General features: G+C 54.4%; 18 protein-coding genes and 1 pseudogene. 9 read left to right on the forward strand and 10 right to left on the reverse strand.

What is annotated here, in order from left to right:
• Positions 1-47: 47 nt before the first annotated feature.
• The 7 genes and pseudogenes from WH277_RS17480 to pspF form a co-directional block, all read right to left on the reverse strand.
• Entirely contained in the window at positions 48-491 is a 444-nt protein-coding gene (locus WH277_RS17480; RefSeq protein WP_159337169.1) for a putative T6SS immunity periplasmic lipoprotein, read from the reverse strand.
• 454 nt (positions 492-945) lie between these two features.
• Positions 946-1,197, reverse strand: a complete 252-nt coding sequence (locus WH277_RS17485) for a hypothetical protein (RefSeq protein ID WP_339506054.1) — start codon at positions 1,195-1,197, stop codon at positions 946-948.
• A 124-nt stretch (positions 1,198-1,321) separates the two neighbouring features.
• Positions 1,322-1,780: a putative T6SS immunity periplasmic lipoprotein gene (locus tag WH277_RS17490; RefSeq protein ID WP_339506056.1), complete on the reverse strand. Its 459-nt coding sequence runs from the start codon at positions 1,778-1,780 to the stop codon at positions 1,322-1,324.
• A complete protein-coding gene (locus WH277_RS17495; protein WP_339506058.1) occupies positions 1,777-2,319 on the reverse strand; it encodes a type IV secretion protein Rhs in 543 nt (180 codons plus the stop codon). The genes WH277_RS17490 and WH277_RS17495 overlap by 4 nt, the downstream gene beginning before the upstream one ends.
• A gap of 239 nt (positions 2,320-2,558) precedes the next feature.
• On the reverse strand, positions 2,559-3,524 hold the full coding sequence (gene sapB / locus WH277_RS17500) for a putrescine export ABC transporter permease SapB (RefSeq protein WP_159337165.1): 966 nt from the start codon (positions 3,522-3,524) through the stop codon (positions 2,559-2,561).
• Positions 3,521-5,148: pseudogene (gene sapA / locus WH277_RS17505) on the reverse strand (ABC transporter substrate-binding protein SapA). The gene sapB and the pseudogene sapA overlap by 4 nt, the downstream one beginning before the upstream one ends.
• Positions 5,149-5,454: 306 nt before the next feature.
• Positions 5,455-6,450 (reverse strand): phage shock protein operon transcriptional activator, encoded by a 996-nt coding sequence (gene pspF / locus WH277_RS17510; protein WP_133845038.1) that lies wholly within the window; start codon positions 6,448-6,450, stop codon positions 5,455-5,457.
• Between the two features lie 160 nt (positions 6,451-6,610).
• Between pspF and pspA the strand changes: the two genes are divergently transcribed.
• The 7 genes from pspA (at position 6,611) to tyrR (ending at position 12,446) form a co-directional block, all read left to right on the forward strand.
• Positions 6,611-7,276 (forward strand): phage shock protein PspA, encoded by a 666-nt coding sequence (gene pspA / locus WH277_RS17515; protein WP_133845036.1) that lies wholly within the window; start codon positions 6,611-6,613, stop codon positions 7,274-7,276.
• 56 nt (positions 7,277-7,332) lie between these two features.
• The gene (gene pspB / locus WH277_RS17520) at positions 7,333-7,560 is read left to right on the forward strand and encodes an envelope stress response membrane protein PspB (protein ID WP_133845034.1); all 228 of its coding nucleotides are present in this window, start codon (positions 7,333-7,335) and stop codon (positions 7,558-7,560) included.
• Positions 7,557-7,904, forward strand: a complete 348-nt coding sequence (pspC, locus tag WH277_RS17525; protein WP_200642094.1) for an envelope stress response membrane protein PspC — start codon at positions 7,557-7,559, stop codon at positions 7,902-7,904. The genes pspB and pspC overlap by 4 nt, the downstream gene beginning before the upstream one ends.
• A gap of 29 nt (positions 7,905-7,933) precedes the next feature.
• Positions 7,934-8,146, forward strand: coding sequence for a phage shock protein PspD (pspD, locus tag WH277_RS17530; RefSeq protein WP_133845030.1), 213 nt, complete (start codon positions 7,934-7,936; stop codon positions 8,144-8,146).
• Between the two features lie 183 nt (positions 8,147-8,329).
• A complete protein-coding gene (locus WH277_RS17535; RefSeq protein WP_133845028.1) occupies positions 8,330-9,727 on the forward strand; it encodes a YcjX family protein in 1,398 nt (465 codons plus the stop codon).
• Positions 9,724-10,779, forward strand: coding sequence for a YcjF family protein (locus tag WH277_RS17540; RefSeq protein WP_133845026.1), 1,056 nt, complete (start codon positions 9,724-9,726; stop codon positions 10,777-10,779). Before WH277_RS17535 ends, WH277_RS17540 begins: the two co-directional genes overlap by 4 nt.
• 101 nt (positions 10,780-10,880) lie before the next feature.
• Positions 10,881-12,446, forward strand: coding sequence for a transcriptional regulator TyrR (tyrR, locus tag WH277_RS17545; RefSeq protein ID WP_133845024.1), 1,566 nt, complete (start codon positions 10,881-10,883; stop codon positions 12,444-12,446).
• Positions 12,447-12,449: 3 nt separating this feature from the next.
• On the opposite strand, the gene WH277_RS17550 is transcribed toward tyrR, so the two are convergent.
• Positions 12,450-13,259, reverse strand: a complete 810-nt coding sequence (locus WH277_RS17550) for a LysR family transcriptional regulator (protein WP_339506063.1) — start codon at positions 13,257-13,259, stop codon at positions 12,450-12,452.
• Positions 13,260-13,356: 97 nt separating this feature from the next.
• Between WH277_RS17550 and WH277_RS17555 the strand changes: the two genes are divergently transcribed.
• The gene (locus WH277_RS17555; RefSeq protein ID WP_159337162.1) at positions 13,357-14,094 is read left to right on the forward strand and encodes an SDR family NAD(P)-dependent oxidoreductase; all 738 of its coding nucleotides are present in this window, start codon (positions 13,357-13,359) and stop codon (positions 14,092-14,094) included.
• Between the two features lie 122 nt (positions 14,095-14,216).
• Here the strand turns inward: WH277_RS17555 and tpx are convergent, their stop codons facing one another.
• Positions 14,217-14,720, reverse strand: a complete 504-nt coding sequence (gene tpx, locus WH277_RS17560; RefSeq protein ID WP_133845018.1) for a thiol peroxidase — start codon at positions 14,718-14,720, stop codon at positions 14,217-14,219.
• Positions 14,721-14,839: 119 nt separating this feature from the next.
• Here tpx and ycjG point away from each other — a divergent pair, with 119 nt between their 5' ends.
• Complete coding sequence (ycjG, locus tag WH277_RS17565; RefSeq protein ID WP_159337161.1) at positions 14,840-15,823, forward strand: L-Ala-D/L-Glu epimerase; 984 nt, start codon at positions 14,840-14,842, stop codon at positions 15,821-15,823.
• On the opposite strand, the gene mpaA is transcribed toward ycjG, so the two are convergent.
• Positions 15,803-16,510, reverse strand: a complete 708-nt coding sequence (gene mpaA / locus WH277_RS17570) for a murein tripeptide amidase MpaA (protein ID WP_133845014.1) — start codon at positions 16,508-16,510, stop codon at positions 15,803-15,805. The genes ycjG and mpaA overlap by 21 nt on opposite strands.
• Between the last annotated feature and the right edge of the window lie 46 nt (positions 16,511-16,556).

Raw genomic sequence — 16,556 nt, forward strand, 5'->3', positions numbered from 1 at the left:
AGTGTGATCCTTAAGGGGAAAATGGCCCCGAAACAGGGCCAGGTTTTCTACTCTTTCTCGCGCATATAGTCAGCAGTAGGTACTGAGTATTCACGGGGAGTGAAAGGCTGCGGCTCACCATTTACCATTCTGAATTCAGAGACTATATTTCGGCGCTTCATTACTTTCGTTGGGGAATGTAAAGCAATGTCGACATTGATCTCACCATTTTCAGGGAATTTGTAGTAAGCCTCAGGGATGCACATCTGATTACTCGTGATTTTTAATGCTGGTAACAGCCTGTTAAATCCAGACATTTCCGGTGCATTCCGATCTCTTATTGAAAGGTAATGCACATAATAATCTCCGGGTTTTGTTATTTGGAAACATAACCCGGTGTTGTTTTTGGAAACCTGTGCAATTTCATATGGAGAGACGTAATAACCCAGCATTCCACATCCTGTCAAAAATGAAGAAAACAGAGCAATAATCGACATTTTACTTGTCTTCATTATAAACTCCATGGAAAGGATCTCAGTGTATATTCATACCGACTTAGTAAGTCATTGTAGGATAAATATTCACAATTAGCGCATGAATTATTCCTCTGCCAGTAGTTATGCCCATTGAATTGCGTAAGAAGATAATAATCCGCAATGATCGATGCCTGTTGTTCCATACGATAAGTAGTTAGTGGCCAACTGTCTAAAGCATATTTATAGGAGACTGCCCAGCTGATCAGGCCTCTTAACTTGACCTTCATACCCTTCTGATATTGCCAGACATGAGACAATTCATGGATGAAAATATGTTGATTGATTCGCATGGCCTTTGAAAAATCAGGACTGTAGTATTCCCTAAAATACATCTCTCCATTGGGTGACATCGATGTTCCCATACTCTGTAAACCAAAAGGCAGATAACTACCTTTATGTATCCATACCTTAGGATATGGTAATTATCTTGTCAATGAGCAGAAGTGTGCTGTTGCCTCATATGAGCCTTTGAGAAATCGGATCTGTAGTCATCTCTAAAATACATCTCTCCATTGGGTGACATCGATGTTCCCATACTCTGCAAGCCAAAAGGTAGGTAACTGCCTTTATGTATCCACACCTTCGCGTAATTAATCGTGTCACGAAAAATCTCTCGCGCCATCTTAAGCTCACCCGGTGTCATCAGGCGCAGACTGCCATCCTTAGTTCCCTTATCAAACATAACCGTTCCTTGTTTCATCCATGGTAATTACCTTGTCAATATAGCAAATTCATTTCTTGCATCTTCATAACATATAGAGCTTGATCCTTAAGGTGAAAATGGCCCCGAAACAGGGCCAGGTTTTCTACTCTTTCTCGCGCATATAGTCAGCAGTAGGTACTGAGTATTCACGGGGAGTGAAAGGCTGCGGCTCACCATCGACCATTCTGAATTCAGACACAATATAGCGACGTATCATCATTGTTTTCGTGGGTGACATTAGAGCAATGACAACGTTTATCTCACCGTATGCTGGGAATTGATAGTAATCCCCTGGGATGCAAAAATTATTTTTAGAAATGGTTAAGGCAGGTAGCTGCCTGTTGAAACCAGACATCTCGGGTGCATCTCTATCTCTGATTGCGAGGTAGTCGACATAATAATTCTCAGCATTTTTAATCTGGAAGCATAACCCATTATTCACTCTGAATGCCTCGCCGACCTCATATTGAGGTAGCTGCTCCCCTAGTAACCCACATCCAGTAAGCAGAGGGAAAAACAGGATGGTAAATAGTGATTTTTTTATTGTCATTAACGGATTCATGGGAATGCCCTTAACGTATATTTATACTGCTGCATTAACTCCTCAAAAGATAAGTCATCACAGTTAGTACATAATCTATTCATTCTCCAGTTAGTATGCCCGTTGAATTGTGTAAGGAGATAGTAATCTGCAATGATTGATGCCTGCTGCTCCATACGATAGGTACTCAGTGGCCAGCTGTCTAGAGCATATTTATAGGGCGCAGCCCAGCTTACCAGCCCCCTTAATTTAACATTCATACCGTGCTGAAACTGCCATACGTGAGACAGTTCATGAATGAAGGTGTGCTGATACAAAAAGTGAGCCTTTGAATAATCAGAGCTGTAATACTCTCGAAAATACATCTCTCCATTGGGTGACATTGATGCTCTTTTAAATTGTAAACCAAAAGGTAGGTAACTGCCTTTATGGATCCACACCTTAGGGTAATTAATCGCGTCACGAAAAATATCTCGCGCCATTTTAATCTCGCCCGGCGTCATCAGGCGCAGACTACCATCCTTAGTATCCTTATCAAACATCGTTAATCCTTGGTTCATCCGTGATTCATTCCTGGCAAGCATAGCAAATACACTTTGTACTAAACAGGTTGTGAGGTGTAATTTGCCTGGTGTGTCACGTTGGCCATCAATGACCGGAAAAAAGAAGGGGTAACTCGAAAGGGGTATACCCCGCCAGCTTTAAGACGTAGCGGGATATTTACATAGCGGCAGTCAAACGAATTTAATATTGCGGTGTTCAGGTTTATGAGTTGAACACCGCATAAGCACTATTGTTATTAACGCAGCGCATACCACTCTTTATGCTTCAGAGGATTGGTCATGGCGCCTAAAATATCGGAAAGCACGTTAACGGCAATCACCAGACTGCCCACTACCATCACGCCTGCGGAAATAGCGGCATAGTCCTGTTGGCGAATGGCATTAATCAGCCAGCGCCCCAGTCCAGGCCAGCTGAATACCACTTCGGTGATCATCGCCAGCGTCAGCATGGTTGAAAATTGCAGGCCAAGGCGAGGGATCACCGGTGGCAGGGCGTTATGCAGGACGTGGCGGCGAATAATGGTAAACAGTGACAACCCACGCGTGGCCGCTGCTTTCACGTAATTCTGCTCCATCACTTCACGGGTGCTGAGACGCAGCAGACGGATCACCTCCGTAGTGGGGGCAACGGCCAGCGCCGTCACTGGCAACACCATATGTTTCAGTGCGCTGATAATCATTTCATGGCGCCACGGTGAATCGGTAATCCAGGCGTCGATCAGGGCGAATCCGCTAACATGCTTTACCGGATAGAGCAGATCAAAACGACCGGACACCGGGAACCAACCGAGATTCAGTGAGAAAAACAGCGTTAACAGCAGTGCAAGCCAGAATACAGGTAATGAAAATCCGAGCAGCGCCACGGCGCTGATCGCTTTGTCCTGCCACTTGTTACGCATCACGCCTGCGGCAATCCCCAGCGGTATCCCCACCATCAGCGCCACGCTAAATGCCATAAAGCAGAGTTCCAGCGTGGCAGGGAAAACCTCGCGCAGTTGCAGATTGATCGACTGGCCGTTAATGCTGGAAACGCCAAAATCGAGCTGCAAAATCCCTTTAAACCAGAACAGCCAGGCATCCAGTAAAGACGCACCCTGCAACGGCGCGTGTGGCGTAAAGTAGCTCAGGCTGAAGCCGAGCAGCGTCAACATAAACAGCGTTACGGCAAACAGCACCAGACGGCGCAGCGTATAGATAATCACGGTGACTTCTCCTCGCCGCCATCGCGGTAAACACCGGCAAATGAGGCATTGCCAAACGGACTGAGTACCAGCCCTTTAATATCGTAGCGATAGGCCTGCAAACGCAGAGAGTAGGCCAGCGGCAGAACCGGCAGCTCCTGAGACAACATCGCCTGGGCGCGGTCATAATAATCGATGCGGTTTGCCAGTTGCTGCGACAGCAGCGCCTTGTGCAGCAATTCATCAAAGCCAGAGTGGCACCAGTGCGCATAGTTAGTCTGGGAAGCAATGCCGCACAGCTCAGCAACGGACGGAAGAAACTGTCCGGGTCATTACTGTCCGTTGCCCAGCCGGTCAGCGTCAGGTCGTGGTTCATCTCCATAAGTCTGGCTTCCTGGAAACGGCCTTCAACCTGCACGATGGTCACGCGAACGCCAACCTGGGCGAGATCTGCCTGAATCAACTCGGCAGTCTTCATCGGGCTGGGATTCCAGGACTGTGATGCCGAGGGTACCCACAGATTGAGGTGGAGATCGTCAATGCCCAGTGCCTTAAGCTGATCGCGGGATTTTTGGGGATCGTAAGGGGTCACGCGCGCATCGGTATCATAAGCCCAGGAAGCACGCGGCAGAATCGAAGCAGCGGTTTCTGCGGTACCGTAATAAATCGACTCCATCAAACGTTCGTTATTGATCGCCAGCGCCAGTGCCTGGCGTACCTCTGGGCGATCGAGCGGGGCTTTGCGCGTATTGAATGCCAGATAGGCAATATTCATTCCCGGCCGCAGCGTCAGTCGGAGGCGTGGATCATCGCGCAGGATAGAAAGCTGGCTGGCGGCAGGGTAGGCCAGCACATCGCATTCGCCGGTGAGCAGTTTGGACAACCGCCCGGTACCGCCCGCACTCATATCAATCACCACCTGTGACATGCGCGGCTTGCCCTTCCAGTAGGCGTCGTTACGTTGCAGGCGTACATACTGCCCGGCGTGATAATCGTTCAACATAAAGGGTCCGGTGCCGACCGGTTCACGGTCCAGCTGCTCCTGACGGTCCACTTTGGTGAGTTGGTCTGCGTACTCGGCCGACAGAACTGGCGCGTAGTGTGTTGCGAGATGCCAGAGGAATGAGGCGTCCGGGCTGTTAAGACGGATTTCGACGGTGTTTTTATCGATCTTTTTCACGCTCTGCACGGCGTCAGAGAACTGGAGGCTGTCAAAATAGGGATAGCTGCCGCCGTTGACGTTATGCCACGGATGCTGGCGATTAAACACACGTTCAAAGCTGAACACCACATCATCAGCGTTCATGGTACGGGTTGGCGTGAACCATGCAGTATGCTGGAAGGGCACTTTTTGGCGCAGATGGAAACGGTAGGTCGCGCCGTCGTCCAGCACTTCCCAGCTTTCAGCCAGCTCCGGCATCAGCCGATAGGTGTAAGGATCAACATCGAGCAGGCGATCGTAAAGCTGGGCGGCGAGGGTATCCACCACCAGCCCACTACTGGCCATCTGCGGATTAAACGTATTCATTACGCCATTGACGCAATACACGAAGCCACTCTGGCGAATATCACCAGGCGTGGATGACCATACAGGGGTACTCAGCGCGCTAAGGCTGAGAAGCAAAATCGAGAATAATTTGCGCATAACTCTTCTGAAAATTCAGGCAATAAACAGAGTGTACCGCACTCGGAGGCTGCACCCAAAGTTTGCGAGGGCGAGGGGAAGAAAAATGCCCACAAGCGGTTAAGGGGTGTTAATAATAAGCCTGAACTTGTTATGGAAATGAGAAAGATTCTCAACAAAGTGCTTTACAGATCGGCTTGAGAATGATTATTATTCCCCTGCGCTTCAACGGTGGCTCTACCGTGGAAGAGCACGACATTGCTCACATTGCTTCCAGTATTTTTAGCCCGCCTTGAGCGGGCTTTTTTTTGCCTGATTTCCCGGGCCTCAATCTTCACTGACACTGATATCATGCTTCTTTAACATGGCGCGCAGCTGATGATAGGTCACGCCCAGCAGCTCGGCAGCCCGGCGTTGATTAAAGCGAGCCTGAGTCAGCGCTTTTTCTACCAGCATTTTTTCCTGTTGATACTGCCAGTGACGTAAATCAAGCGGCAGGGCGGGCAGCGCATCATCACCCTGTGGTTCTGTCGTGACGGCAGGTTCCACACGCTGGAAGGGGTTAAGAATGATGTTGTCGAGTGGATCCTCGATGCTGGCATGGCGATAGACCGATCGCTCCACCACGTTTTTCAGCTCACGTACGTTACCCGGCCAGCCATAGCCCAGCAGGCGTTGCTCCGCTGCCGGGGTAAAACCCGGAAAAAGCGCCAGGCCCAGTTCGCGGCACATCTGGATGGCAAAGTGCTGTGCCATCACCAGGATGTCGCTACGGCGTTCGCGCAGCGGAGGCAGCTGCACCACATCAAACGCCAGCCTGTCGAGAAGATCGGCGCGGAATTTTCCCTCACGGGCCAGCAGCGGCAGATCGTCATTGGTGGCGCACACCAGCCGCACGCTGACCTGCAACGGCTGACTACCGCCAACGCGTTCCAGTTGGCCGTATTCAATGACACGCAGTAATTTCTCCTGCACCAGCATCGGCGCCGTTGCCAGTTCATCAAGAAACAACGTGCCGCCATCGGCACGTTCAAAGCGCCCCAGATGGCGCTTTTGCGCGCCGGTAAAGGCGCCTGCTTCATGGCCGAACAGTTCTGAGTCCAGCAGGTTTTCATTCAGTGCGGCGCAGTTCAGCGAAATAAACGGCCCCTGCCAGCGGTCAGAGAGGTAGTGCAGACGGCTGGCAATCAACTCTTTACCTGTGCCGCGTTCGCCGATGACCAGCACGGGCTTATTTAGCGGTGCCAGACGGGAAACCTGCTCCAGCACATCAATAAAGTTATTCGACTCGCCAAGCAGGGTATCAGGATTTTCACTCATCATTAATTTCACCAAGTGTTAGTGATAAAAACCACTTTAGTCGCTGCATGTCATCCTGTAAAGCGATGCACTCATTGAAAATCAATAAGATAAAAACTGGCACGCCTTTTGAATAGTGTTATGCAGCAAGAACAACAGACACTAACTCAAGAGGATTTTGATTATGGGTATTTTTTCCCGCTTTGCCGACATCGTGAATGCCAATATCAACTCGCTGCTGGAGAAAGCGGAAGATCCGCAGAAGCTGGTGCGCCTGATGATTCAGGAGATGGAAGATACGCTGGTTGAAGTTCGCTCCACCTCAGCCCGCGCGCTGGCAGAGAAGAAACAGCTGCTGCGCCGTATTGATCAGGCTGAAAGCCAGCAGGCAGAATGGCAGGAGAAAGCCGAACTGGCCCTGCGTAAAGACAAAGACGATCTCGCCCGCGCTGCGCTGATGGAAAAACAGAAACTCACCGACCTGACCGCCTCATTGCAGCAGGAGGCCAGCCAGGTTGAAGAGAGCCTGACCCGCATGAAAGGGGAAATTGGTGAACTGGAAAGCAAACTGAGCGAAACCCGCGCCCGCCAGCAGGCGCTGACGTTACGCCATCAGGCAGCATCTTCTTCGCGTGATGTTCGCCGTCAGCTCGACAGTGGTAAAATTGATGAAGCGATGGCGCGTTTTGAATCGTTCGAACGCCGCATCGACCATATGGAAGCTGAAGCCGAAAGCCACAGTTTCGGAAAAAAGAAAACGCTGGACCAGGAGTTTGCTGAGTTACAGGCTGACGATGAAATCAGCCAGCAGCTGGCGGCGTTGAAAGCGAAAATGAATCGCAGTGAGTAACGGAACTGGCCACGGCAGTGGCCAGAACAGTTAAGCTTAACCTTCAAGGAACGTGAATGAGTGTCTTCATTATTGCCTTACCCCTGACGTTGTTTCTGCTGTTCGTCGCGCCGATCTGGCTCTGGCTGCATTACACAAAACGCCAGAACGGTGGGGCGGAACTGTCGCAGAACGAACTGCAACGGCTTCAGCAGCTGACCCAGGACGCACGCAAAATGCGTGAGCGTATTCAGGCGCTGGAAGCCATCCTCGATGCCGAGCATCCTCAGTGGAGGCAGCCATGAGTCAGAAGAAACTGTACTGCATCCCTGAGCAGGGGAAGCTCAAAGGTGTCTGCGCAGGGATTGCCGACTATTTGGGTGTTCCGGTGTTACTGGTGCGTGTGATTGTTATCATGTCGCTGTTTTTCGGTTTGTTTTTACTGACCATCGTGGGCTATCTGCTGCTGGCCGCGATACTGCCGGATATGCCGCCGAGTGAGCAGGGCCGCGACAAACCACTCAGCGCACATCAGCTGTTGGATGAGCTGAGCACCGAGCTGAACGGTGGCGAGCGTGAGTTGCGCGAGGTAGAACGTTATGTCACCTCGGAAACCTTTAGCGTACGCAGCCGTTTCAGTCAGCTGTAATCTTCCGGTCCTTTTTCAGGAGTCATATTATGCGTCACTGGCAGCCCCATCCGCGCCTGAAAAAGGCCGGAAAATTTATTCTCATCAGCGCCATCACTTACGGTCCGGCCGGATTAAGCGGCTGGGCGGTGAAATCGGTGGCTCGCAGGCCGCTGAAGATCCTGCTGGCCTGGGCACTGGAACCGTTACTAAAACGCGTGATGCGCCGGGCCACCGCGCGCTGGGTGAAGCCCTCATCCTGAGTCAATATACCCGTCATACTTCAAGTTGCATGTGCGTTGGCTTCACTCAGTCACCCGAATCACATACTCGAGTAAGCTCATCGGGCCGCTTTCATGCAGCTCGAATTATTTTGGGTATAAAGCAGCAATGGCATGAGGATGTTACGATAAGGAACACACAACAATAAGGTGCCAACGCCACAGATGAAACGACTACAACATGAATTGCTGTCGCTGGTGAATCGCGGCGCGGATCGCCATCTGCGCCTGGCGGTCACCGGATTAAGCCGCAGCGGAAAAACCGCTTTTATTACCTCGCTGGTGAATCAACTTCTTAACGTCAATTCCGGTGCTCGTCTACCGATGTTCTCGGCCGTGCGCGAACAGCGTCTGCTGGGCGTGAAACGCGTCCCACAGCGCGATCTCGGTATCCCGCGTTTTACTTACGATGAAGGCGTGGCTCAACTCTATGGCACACCGGCGGCCTGGCCAACGCCAACCCGTGGCGTCAGTGAAATTCGCCTGGCGCTGCGCTACCGTTCGCAGGCATCACTGCTTCGCCACTTTAAAGAGACCTCCACGCTTTATCTGGAGATCGTCGACTACCCTGGCGAATGGCTGTTAGACCTGCCGATGCTGGAACAGGATTACCTGAGCTGGTCGCGTCAGATGACGGGCCTGTTACAGGGTGACCGCGCCGAATGGGCGCTGCAGTGGCGCCAGCTATGTGAAGGGCTGGACCCGCTGGCCCCGGCAGATGAAAACCGCCTGGCCGATATTGCCGCCGCCTGGACCGAATACCTGCAGCGCTGTAAACAGGAAGGCCTGCACTTTATCCAGCCAGGCCGCTTTGTGCTGCCCGGTGACATGGCCGGCGCACCCGCCCTGCAATTTTTCCCCTGGCCCGAGGTGGCAGAAGGGGGAGAGACGCGCCTGGCGCAGGCCGATGCGGGCAGTAATATCGGCACTTTGCGCGCCCGCTATCAGTATTATTGCCAGCACGTGGTGAAGGGGTTTTATAAAAATCACTTCCTGCGTTTCGATCGTCAGATCGTGCTGGTGGACTGTTTGCAACCGCTCAACAGCGGGCCGCAGGCGTTTAACGATATGCGCCTGGCATTGACCCAACTGATGCAAAGCTTCTCCTACGGCCAGCGCACGCTGTTTCGCCGTCTGTTTTCTCCGGTTATCGACAAACTGCAGTTTGCCGCCACCAAATCCGACCATGTCACCGCCGATCAACATGCCAATCTGGTGTCGCTGCTCCAGCAACTGGTGCAGGATGCCTGGCAGAACGCGGCGTTTGAAGGCATCAAGATGGACTGCATCGGGCTGGCATCCGTGCAGGCCACCCAAAGTGGCCGTGTTGATCACCAGGGCGAAAGCATTCCGGCACTGCGAGGGCACCGTCTGTCCGACAACACCCCGCTGACGGTTTACCCCGGTGAAGTGCCACCTCGCCTGCCGGGACAGGCATTCTGGCAGGATCAGGGATTCCATTTTGAACAGTTCCGCCCGCAGGATCTGGATGTTGACCGGCCTTTGCCACATATCCGGATGGATGCTGCACTGGAGTTTTTACTGGGAGATAAACTGCGATGAACGCACCCATTAAACCAAGAATTGATTTTGCCCAGCCGCTCAGTGACGAACCGGCGCCTGTTTTACGCCAGCAGCAGGCGTTTGCTGAGCAGCAGGATAACTTCGTGGCTACGGAGCCAGAGCTGGATGTTGAACCGGAAGGTGCCGGTGAGCTGGCGGTGGAAGCCGCACTGCGGCCTAAACGCAGCCTGTGGCGCAAAATGGTGATGGCGGGTCTGGGTCTGTTTGGTGTCAGCGTGGTTGCTCAGGGCGTACAGTGGGCACACCAGGCATGGATAACCCAGGACTGGATCGGCCTCGGCGGCAGCGTGGCGGGCGGATTGATTATCGCGGCAGGGGCCGGATCGTTGATCGGTGAATGGCGCCGTCTTTACCGCCTGCGTGAAAGGGCGGAAGAACGTGACGTGGCGCGTGAACTGCTGGCCAGCCACGGCAGCGGTCAGGGCCGCGCGTTCTGCGAAAAGCTGGCGCAGCAGGCGGGGCTGGAGTCCGGTCACCCGGCCCTGCAACGCTGGCAGGCTTCGTTGCATGAAACGCAAAACGATCGTGAAGTGGTTGCACTGTATGCCCAACTGGTGCAGCCGGTGCTGGATCGGCAGGCGCGGCGTGAAATCAGCCGTTATGCCGCTGAATCGACGTTGATGATTGCCGTCAGCCCGCTGGCGTTGGTGGATATGGCCTTTATCGCCTGGCGCAATCTGCGTCTGGTGAACCGCATTGCTGCGCTGTATGGCATTGAGCTGGGTTATTTCAGTCGGCTGCGGCTGTTCCGCCTGGTGCTGTTGAACATCGCTTTTGCAGGTGCGTCGGAGCTGATCCGCGAAGTGGGCATGGACTGGATGTCACAAGATCTTGCCGCCCGACTTTCCACCCGCGCCGCACAGGGGATTGGAGCCGGGCTGCTGACCGCCCGGCTCGGGATTAAAGCGATGGAGCTGTGCCGCCCGCTGCCGTGGCTGGAAGGAGATAAACCCCGCCTTGGTGATTTCCGCCGTGAGCTGATAGGGCAGTTAAAAGAGAGCGTGCAGCGCAGCGGGAAGGACAATCCATAAACAGACTGTCAACTTTTCATGACAGAACACTTCTGGCCTGACGAGGGATAGCGTATTATCCATCAATACGCTCCGCACTGTGATAATAAAGGTTAAAACGCATGCGTCTTGAAGTTTTTTGCCAGGATCGAATCGGTCTGACCCGTGAACTGCTGGATCTGCTGGTTGAACGCAGCATCGATCTACGCGGTATCGAAATTGCCGCCATTGGCCGCATCTATCTTAACTTTTCCACCGTCAGCTTTGAGCAGTTCAGCCAGCTGATGGCGGAAATCCGCCGCATTCCCGGCGTCACTGACGTGCGTACCGTCTCCTATTTGCCCTCAGAGCGTGAACATCGCGCACTGAGCGCGCTGCTGGTCGCCCTGCCTGATCCGGTGTTCTCCATTGACCTGAAAAGCAAAGTGGAACTGGCGAACCCGGCGGCCCAGGCCCTGTTTTCCCTTAATGAAGAGAAGATGCGCAATTACAGTGCCGGATCGTTGATCGCCGGTTTCAATTTCCAGCACTGGCTGGAAAGCGAACGCATTGAGGCTGAAGCGCATCACGTTGTGCTGCAGGGGCGCGACTTCCTGATGGAGATCACACCGATCTATGCACAGGACGAAGATACGGCGGCCCCGAACCCGGTCGGCGGCGTGGTACTGCTGAAATCCACAGCGCGTATGGGCCAGCAGCTGCAGAATCTTATCGTGAATGATGATAGTGAGTTCCAGCACATTGTTGCCGTCAGCAGCAAAATGCGCCAGGTGGTGGATCAGGCACGAAAACTGGCAATGCTTGATGCACCCCTGTTGATTGTGGGCGATACCGGTACCGGAAAAGATATGCTGGCCCGCGCCTGCCATCTGCGCAGTGCGCGCGGGAAAAAACCTTTCCTGGCGTTGAACTGTGCCTCGCTGCCGGATGATGTGGCCGAAAGTGAGCTGTTCGGACATGCGGCTGGCGCTTACCCCAATGCGCTGGAAGGGAAAAAAGGGTTCTTTGAACAGGCCAGCGGTGGCTCCGTGCTACTGGATGAGATCGGGGAAATGTCACCCCGCATGCAGACCAAACTGCTGCGTTTCCTCAACGATGGCACTTTCCGCCGTGTCGGCGAAGAGCACGAAGTTCATGTGAATGTGCGGGTGATCTGTGCCACGCAGAAAAACCTGATGGAGCTGGTGCAGCGCGGTGAGTTCCGCGAGGATCTGTTCTACCGTCTGAATGTACTGACGCTTAACCTGCCGCCGTTGCGCGATCGTCCACAGGACATCCTGCCGCTGACCGAAATGTTTGTCGCACGCTTTGCAGATGAGCAGGGCGTACCACGGCCAAAACTCTCCGCACAGCTGAATGCCTTCCTGACCCGTTACACCTGGCCGGGCAACGTGCGCCAGTTGAAAAATGCGCTGTATCGCGCACTGACTCAACTGGACGGCTATGAGCTGCGTCCACAGGATATTGTGTTGCCTGAATATGCGATGGAGATGCCGCTGGGGGATGATGCGATTGAAGGGTCGCTGGACGATATCACCAGCCGCTTTGAGCGCTCAGTATTGACCCGGCTTTATCTCTCTTATCCCAGCACGCGCAAACTGGCAAAACGCCTGGGTGTCTCGCACACCGCGATTGCCAATAAGTTGCGTGAATATGGCTTGAGTCAGAAAAAGAGCGATCCTGAATAAGGGTTACGCGTTTCGCGTCCAGTCACTGAGGAGCGGCACCAGCTCACCGTCTGCTATCGCCACGTCCACCAGGGCGCCGAACAGATAGCTGATGCCCGCCCCTTGTTTCACGGCGGCAACCAGTAATTCCGGCTCATTGACTCTCAAGGGGGCTGCGATATCCACCTCCAGCCTTTTTCCGTTCTTCTCAAACTCCCATCGCCACGCTGTATGATCCGACGGGCGAAAGTAAGAGAGACAGCGGTGCTGATGCAGATCTGCGGGATGCTGTGGGCATCCGTTTTGTGCCAGATACTGAGGGGAGGCCACCACGTGCATCTGCACATTGCCTCCCAGTGGAACAGCAATCATATCCTGATGCAGTTTTTCCCCCAGCCGTATCCCCGCGTCATACCCTGCGCTGACAATATCAATCAATCCCTCTTCTGACACAATCTCCACCTCAATCTCTGGATAACGGGCCATAAATCCGGCCACTTGAGGGGCCAGCAGATGCAGCGCTGCCAGCCTTGGAGCATTGATGCGCAACGTGCCTCTGGGAATGCGGCTGTGGCTGGCAAGGTCGGCTACTGCCGCATCCAGCTCGGCCAGCAGCGGATGCAACCGGGCAATCAGCGCTGCACCGGCTTCCGTCGCAGCCACGCTCCGCGTGGTCCGGTTCAACAGGCGAACGCCGTGGCGCTGTTCCAGAGATTTGATGGTCTGGCTGAGTGCTGAGGGCGTCAGCGCCAGGCGAGCGGCAGCACGGGCAAAATTGCCGCATTCCGCAATAGCCATCAGCGCCCGCAACTCCATAAATTCACTGCCACGCATTCTGTCTTTCCTGCTTAATACTCCATGAAGATTAAACAGTATTATTTAATAACCCGCTCAGTGCCAGACTCTCCTCTCTTAACACGAGGAGTAAACCATGAGTTTTAAGCAGCAACGCATCCTGATTACCGGCGGCAGCAGTGGTATTGGTCTGGCAGGCGCACAGCAATTAGCACGTGAAGGGGCTGAACTGATCGTTACCGGTCGTAACCCACAACACCTGGCAGAGGCAGCCAGGTTATTACCGGGGGAAACCCGGGTACTGCGTTCGGACAATAGTGAGCCTGACGATTTGACGGCATTAGTTGAGTGCGTGAAACAGACGGGGCCGCTGGATGGGCTGTGGCTGAACGCGGGTTATGCCGCTGTGGCACCCTGCGATCGGCAAGATAAGACGTTCTTTGATGCGATGATGTCGGCGAATGTGCGTGGCCCGGTATTACAACTGGCCGCGCTGTCCACTTTCCTGAAACCGGGGGCAGCCGTTGTTGTGACAGCCTCGTCTTCAGCCTATGAAGGTGCGGCGGCGACCAGTATCTATGCCGCCACTAAAGCGGCGCTGATAGCCTTAACGCGCTGCTGGGCAACGGAACTGGCGGCACGTCAGATTCGGGTTAATTGTCTGGTGCCTGGCCCGATAAGCAGCGAACTGCGCAGCTTCCTGCCGGTGGATCAACGTGAGGAATTTGAACAGGGTGTGCTGGCTCAGGTGCCGTTAGCGAGGATAGGGCGAGCAGAAGAAGCGGCGGCGGTCGCGCTGTTTTTGCTGTCAAGCGCTGCGAGTTATGTGACCGGGAGTCAGTACTGCGTGGACGGGGGATTGCTGATGCGATAGAGCAGGCCACAAGGACCAACAAACTGCGTGAATATGGCTTGAGCCAGAAGAAGAGCGATCCGTCGTAGGGGCGAGGCACGCCTCGCCCTGGGTCGGGCATGCCCGACCCCTACGAAAAAATATTACTTCAACGCTGCCAGTGCGGCATCGTAGTCTGGCTCGGTGGTGATCTCATTCACCAGTTGGCTGTAGATGACGTTATCTTTTTCATCCAGAACCACAACCGCGCGCGCAGTCAGTCCGGCCAGTGGGCCGTCAACGATTGCCACGCCGTAGTCCTTTTTGAAGTCGCCGCCACGCAGGGTGGAGAGGGTGACCACATTGCTCAGGCCATCGGAGCCGCAGAAACGGGACTGGGCAAACGGCAGGTCTGCTGAAATACACAACACAACGGCGTTATTCACATCACCCGCCAGCTGATTAAATTTACGCACAGACGTGGCACACACGCCGGTATCAATGCTTGGGAAGATGTTAAGCACTTTGCGTTTGCCCGCATAGTGGGACAGGGAGACATCGGAGAGATCTTTGGCCACCAGGGTGAACGGCTTTGCTGGCTGGCCCGGCGCTGGCAGTTGCCCGTCAACGGAAACCGGATTGCCCTGGAAATGTACGGTCTGAGACATAATCTATCCTTTTAATGTTAATGGTGTTTAACCTGCTTCAGTGTATGCCATGCTGAAGCAGTGAGACAGTATAAATGCGATACAATGTGCTGGCATCAACTCAGATTAAGGATTGAAGCATGAGATCAGTGAAGACTTATCCGGAAAGCTGGCCGTTACATACGCCGTTTGTGATCGCACGTGGCGCCCGCAGTGAAGCGGGTGTGGTGGTGGTTGAGCTGGAAGAAAATGGCATTAAATCCATCGGCGAATGCACCCCCTATGCGCGTTACGGCGAGAGTGAAGCGTCGGTGCTGGCGCAAATTACCGCGTTGTTGCCTGCGTTGCAGCAGGGGCTGACCCGGGCAGAGCTTCAGCAGCAACTGCCTGCGGGTGCCGCGCGCAATGCGATCGACAGCGCTCTGTGGGATCTGGAGGTGGCGCATGCCGGGCAAAGCCTGTGGCAATTAACAGGAAGCCATGCACCTGCGCAAATCACGATGGCGCAAACCGTGAGCATCGATGTACCCGAAATGATGGCCAGCAGTGCTTTGGCGCTATGGGAGAACGGGGCCAGATTACTGAAAATTAAACTCGACGATCATCTGATTACCGAACGTCTGGTGGCGATCCGCAGCGCCGTGCCGCAGGCCACGTTGATTGTTGATGCTAACGAGTCCTGGCACAGCGAGGGGCTGGCGGCCCGTTGCCAGTTGCTGGCTGATCTCGGCATCGCCATGCTGGAACAGCCACTGCCTGCGGCTGACGATGCCGCGCTGGAGAACTTTATTCACCCCTTGCCGATCTGTGCAGATGAGAGCTGCCATACCGCGGACAGCCTGCCTGCGCTGCACGGGCGCTATGACATGGTGAACATCAAACTGGACAAAACCGGGGGCCTGACGGCCGCGCTGGAACTGGCTCAGGCCGCGCAGGCACAGGGGTTTGCCATTATGCTCGGCTGCATGCTGTGCACCTCACGCGCCATTCGTGCCGCATTGCCGCTGGTGCCTCAGGCGCGTTTTGTCGACCTGGATGGCCCCACCTGGCTGGCGGTGGACGCCGAGCCTGCTCTACCGTTTAGCTGCGGAAGCATTGAGCTTTCACGGCTGCCAGTAGAGTAAATCGACCAGCGCCCCCAGATAGCGTTCGGTCGCTTCATCGGCGGCAATCGGTGGGAATTCGGCGGTGATGCAGGGCAGGTTGATATCGGCGCACCAGCTGCCAAACGAGCCTGGCGTGGCATAACCGACGCTGGTGACCAGCGGCAGGCCCGTTTTGGCCGCCAGCCAGTGCCCCAGTGGGCTGCTGTGCGGATCTTCAATACAGGCCAGGGGCTCATGAAAGGTGACAATCCAGGCCGGGGAGAGCTGGTGAATCAGCTGGCAAAGCGCCTTCGTTTCGGGTTCGGAAGCGGCATGCTCACCGGTGGACAACAGCACATCGCGTTCCTCGGCCACGCTGTTCCAGCGGTAAACCGTGTCGCCATGCTGCCAGTTGGCGGCAGGAAAGTTGCGGTTGAGATCCACACCATTAGCATTAGCGCGCAGCCCAAGCTGGCAACCGTCCGGGTTTACCGCGAGCACCACATGATGCCGCCGATGGCTATCCTGCAACGTGCGCATGGCGCAGGAGAGAGTAACCACCGCAGCGGTTTCATCGCCATGCGTACCCGCGAGGATCAGCCCGCTGTCATCGTCCGCCAGCGGGGCCGGGAACCAGAGCAGCGGTGCGCCCAGCACGGACTGTCCATAGTGTTGCGTGGGGGCATCCAGACGACCACGCAGAGGCCGGGGGTGAAGTAATGACATTGTCCTGCTCCTGAGAGAAAGTTCTGCGCTAAGCCTGGCACATCAC

This window comes from Erwinia sp. MYb416, assembly GCF_037479575.1.
Lineage (GTDB): Bacteria > Pseudomonadota > Gammaproteobacteria > Enterobacterales > Enterobacteriaceae > Erwinia > Erwinia rhapontici.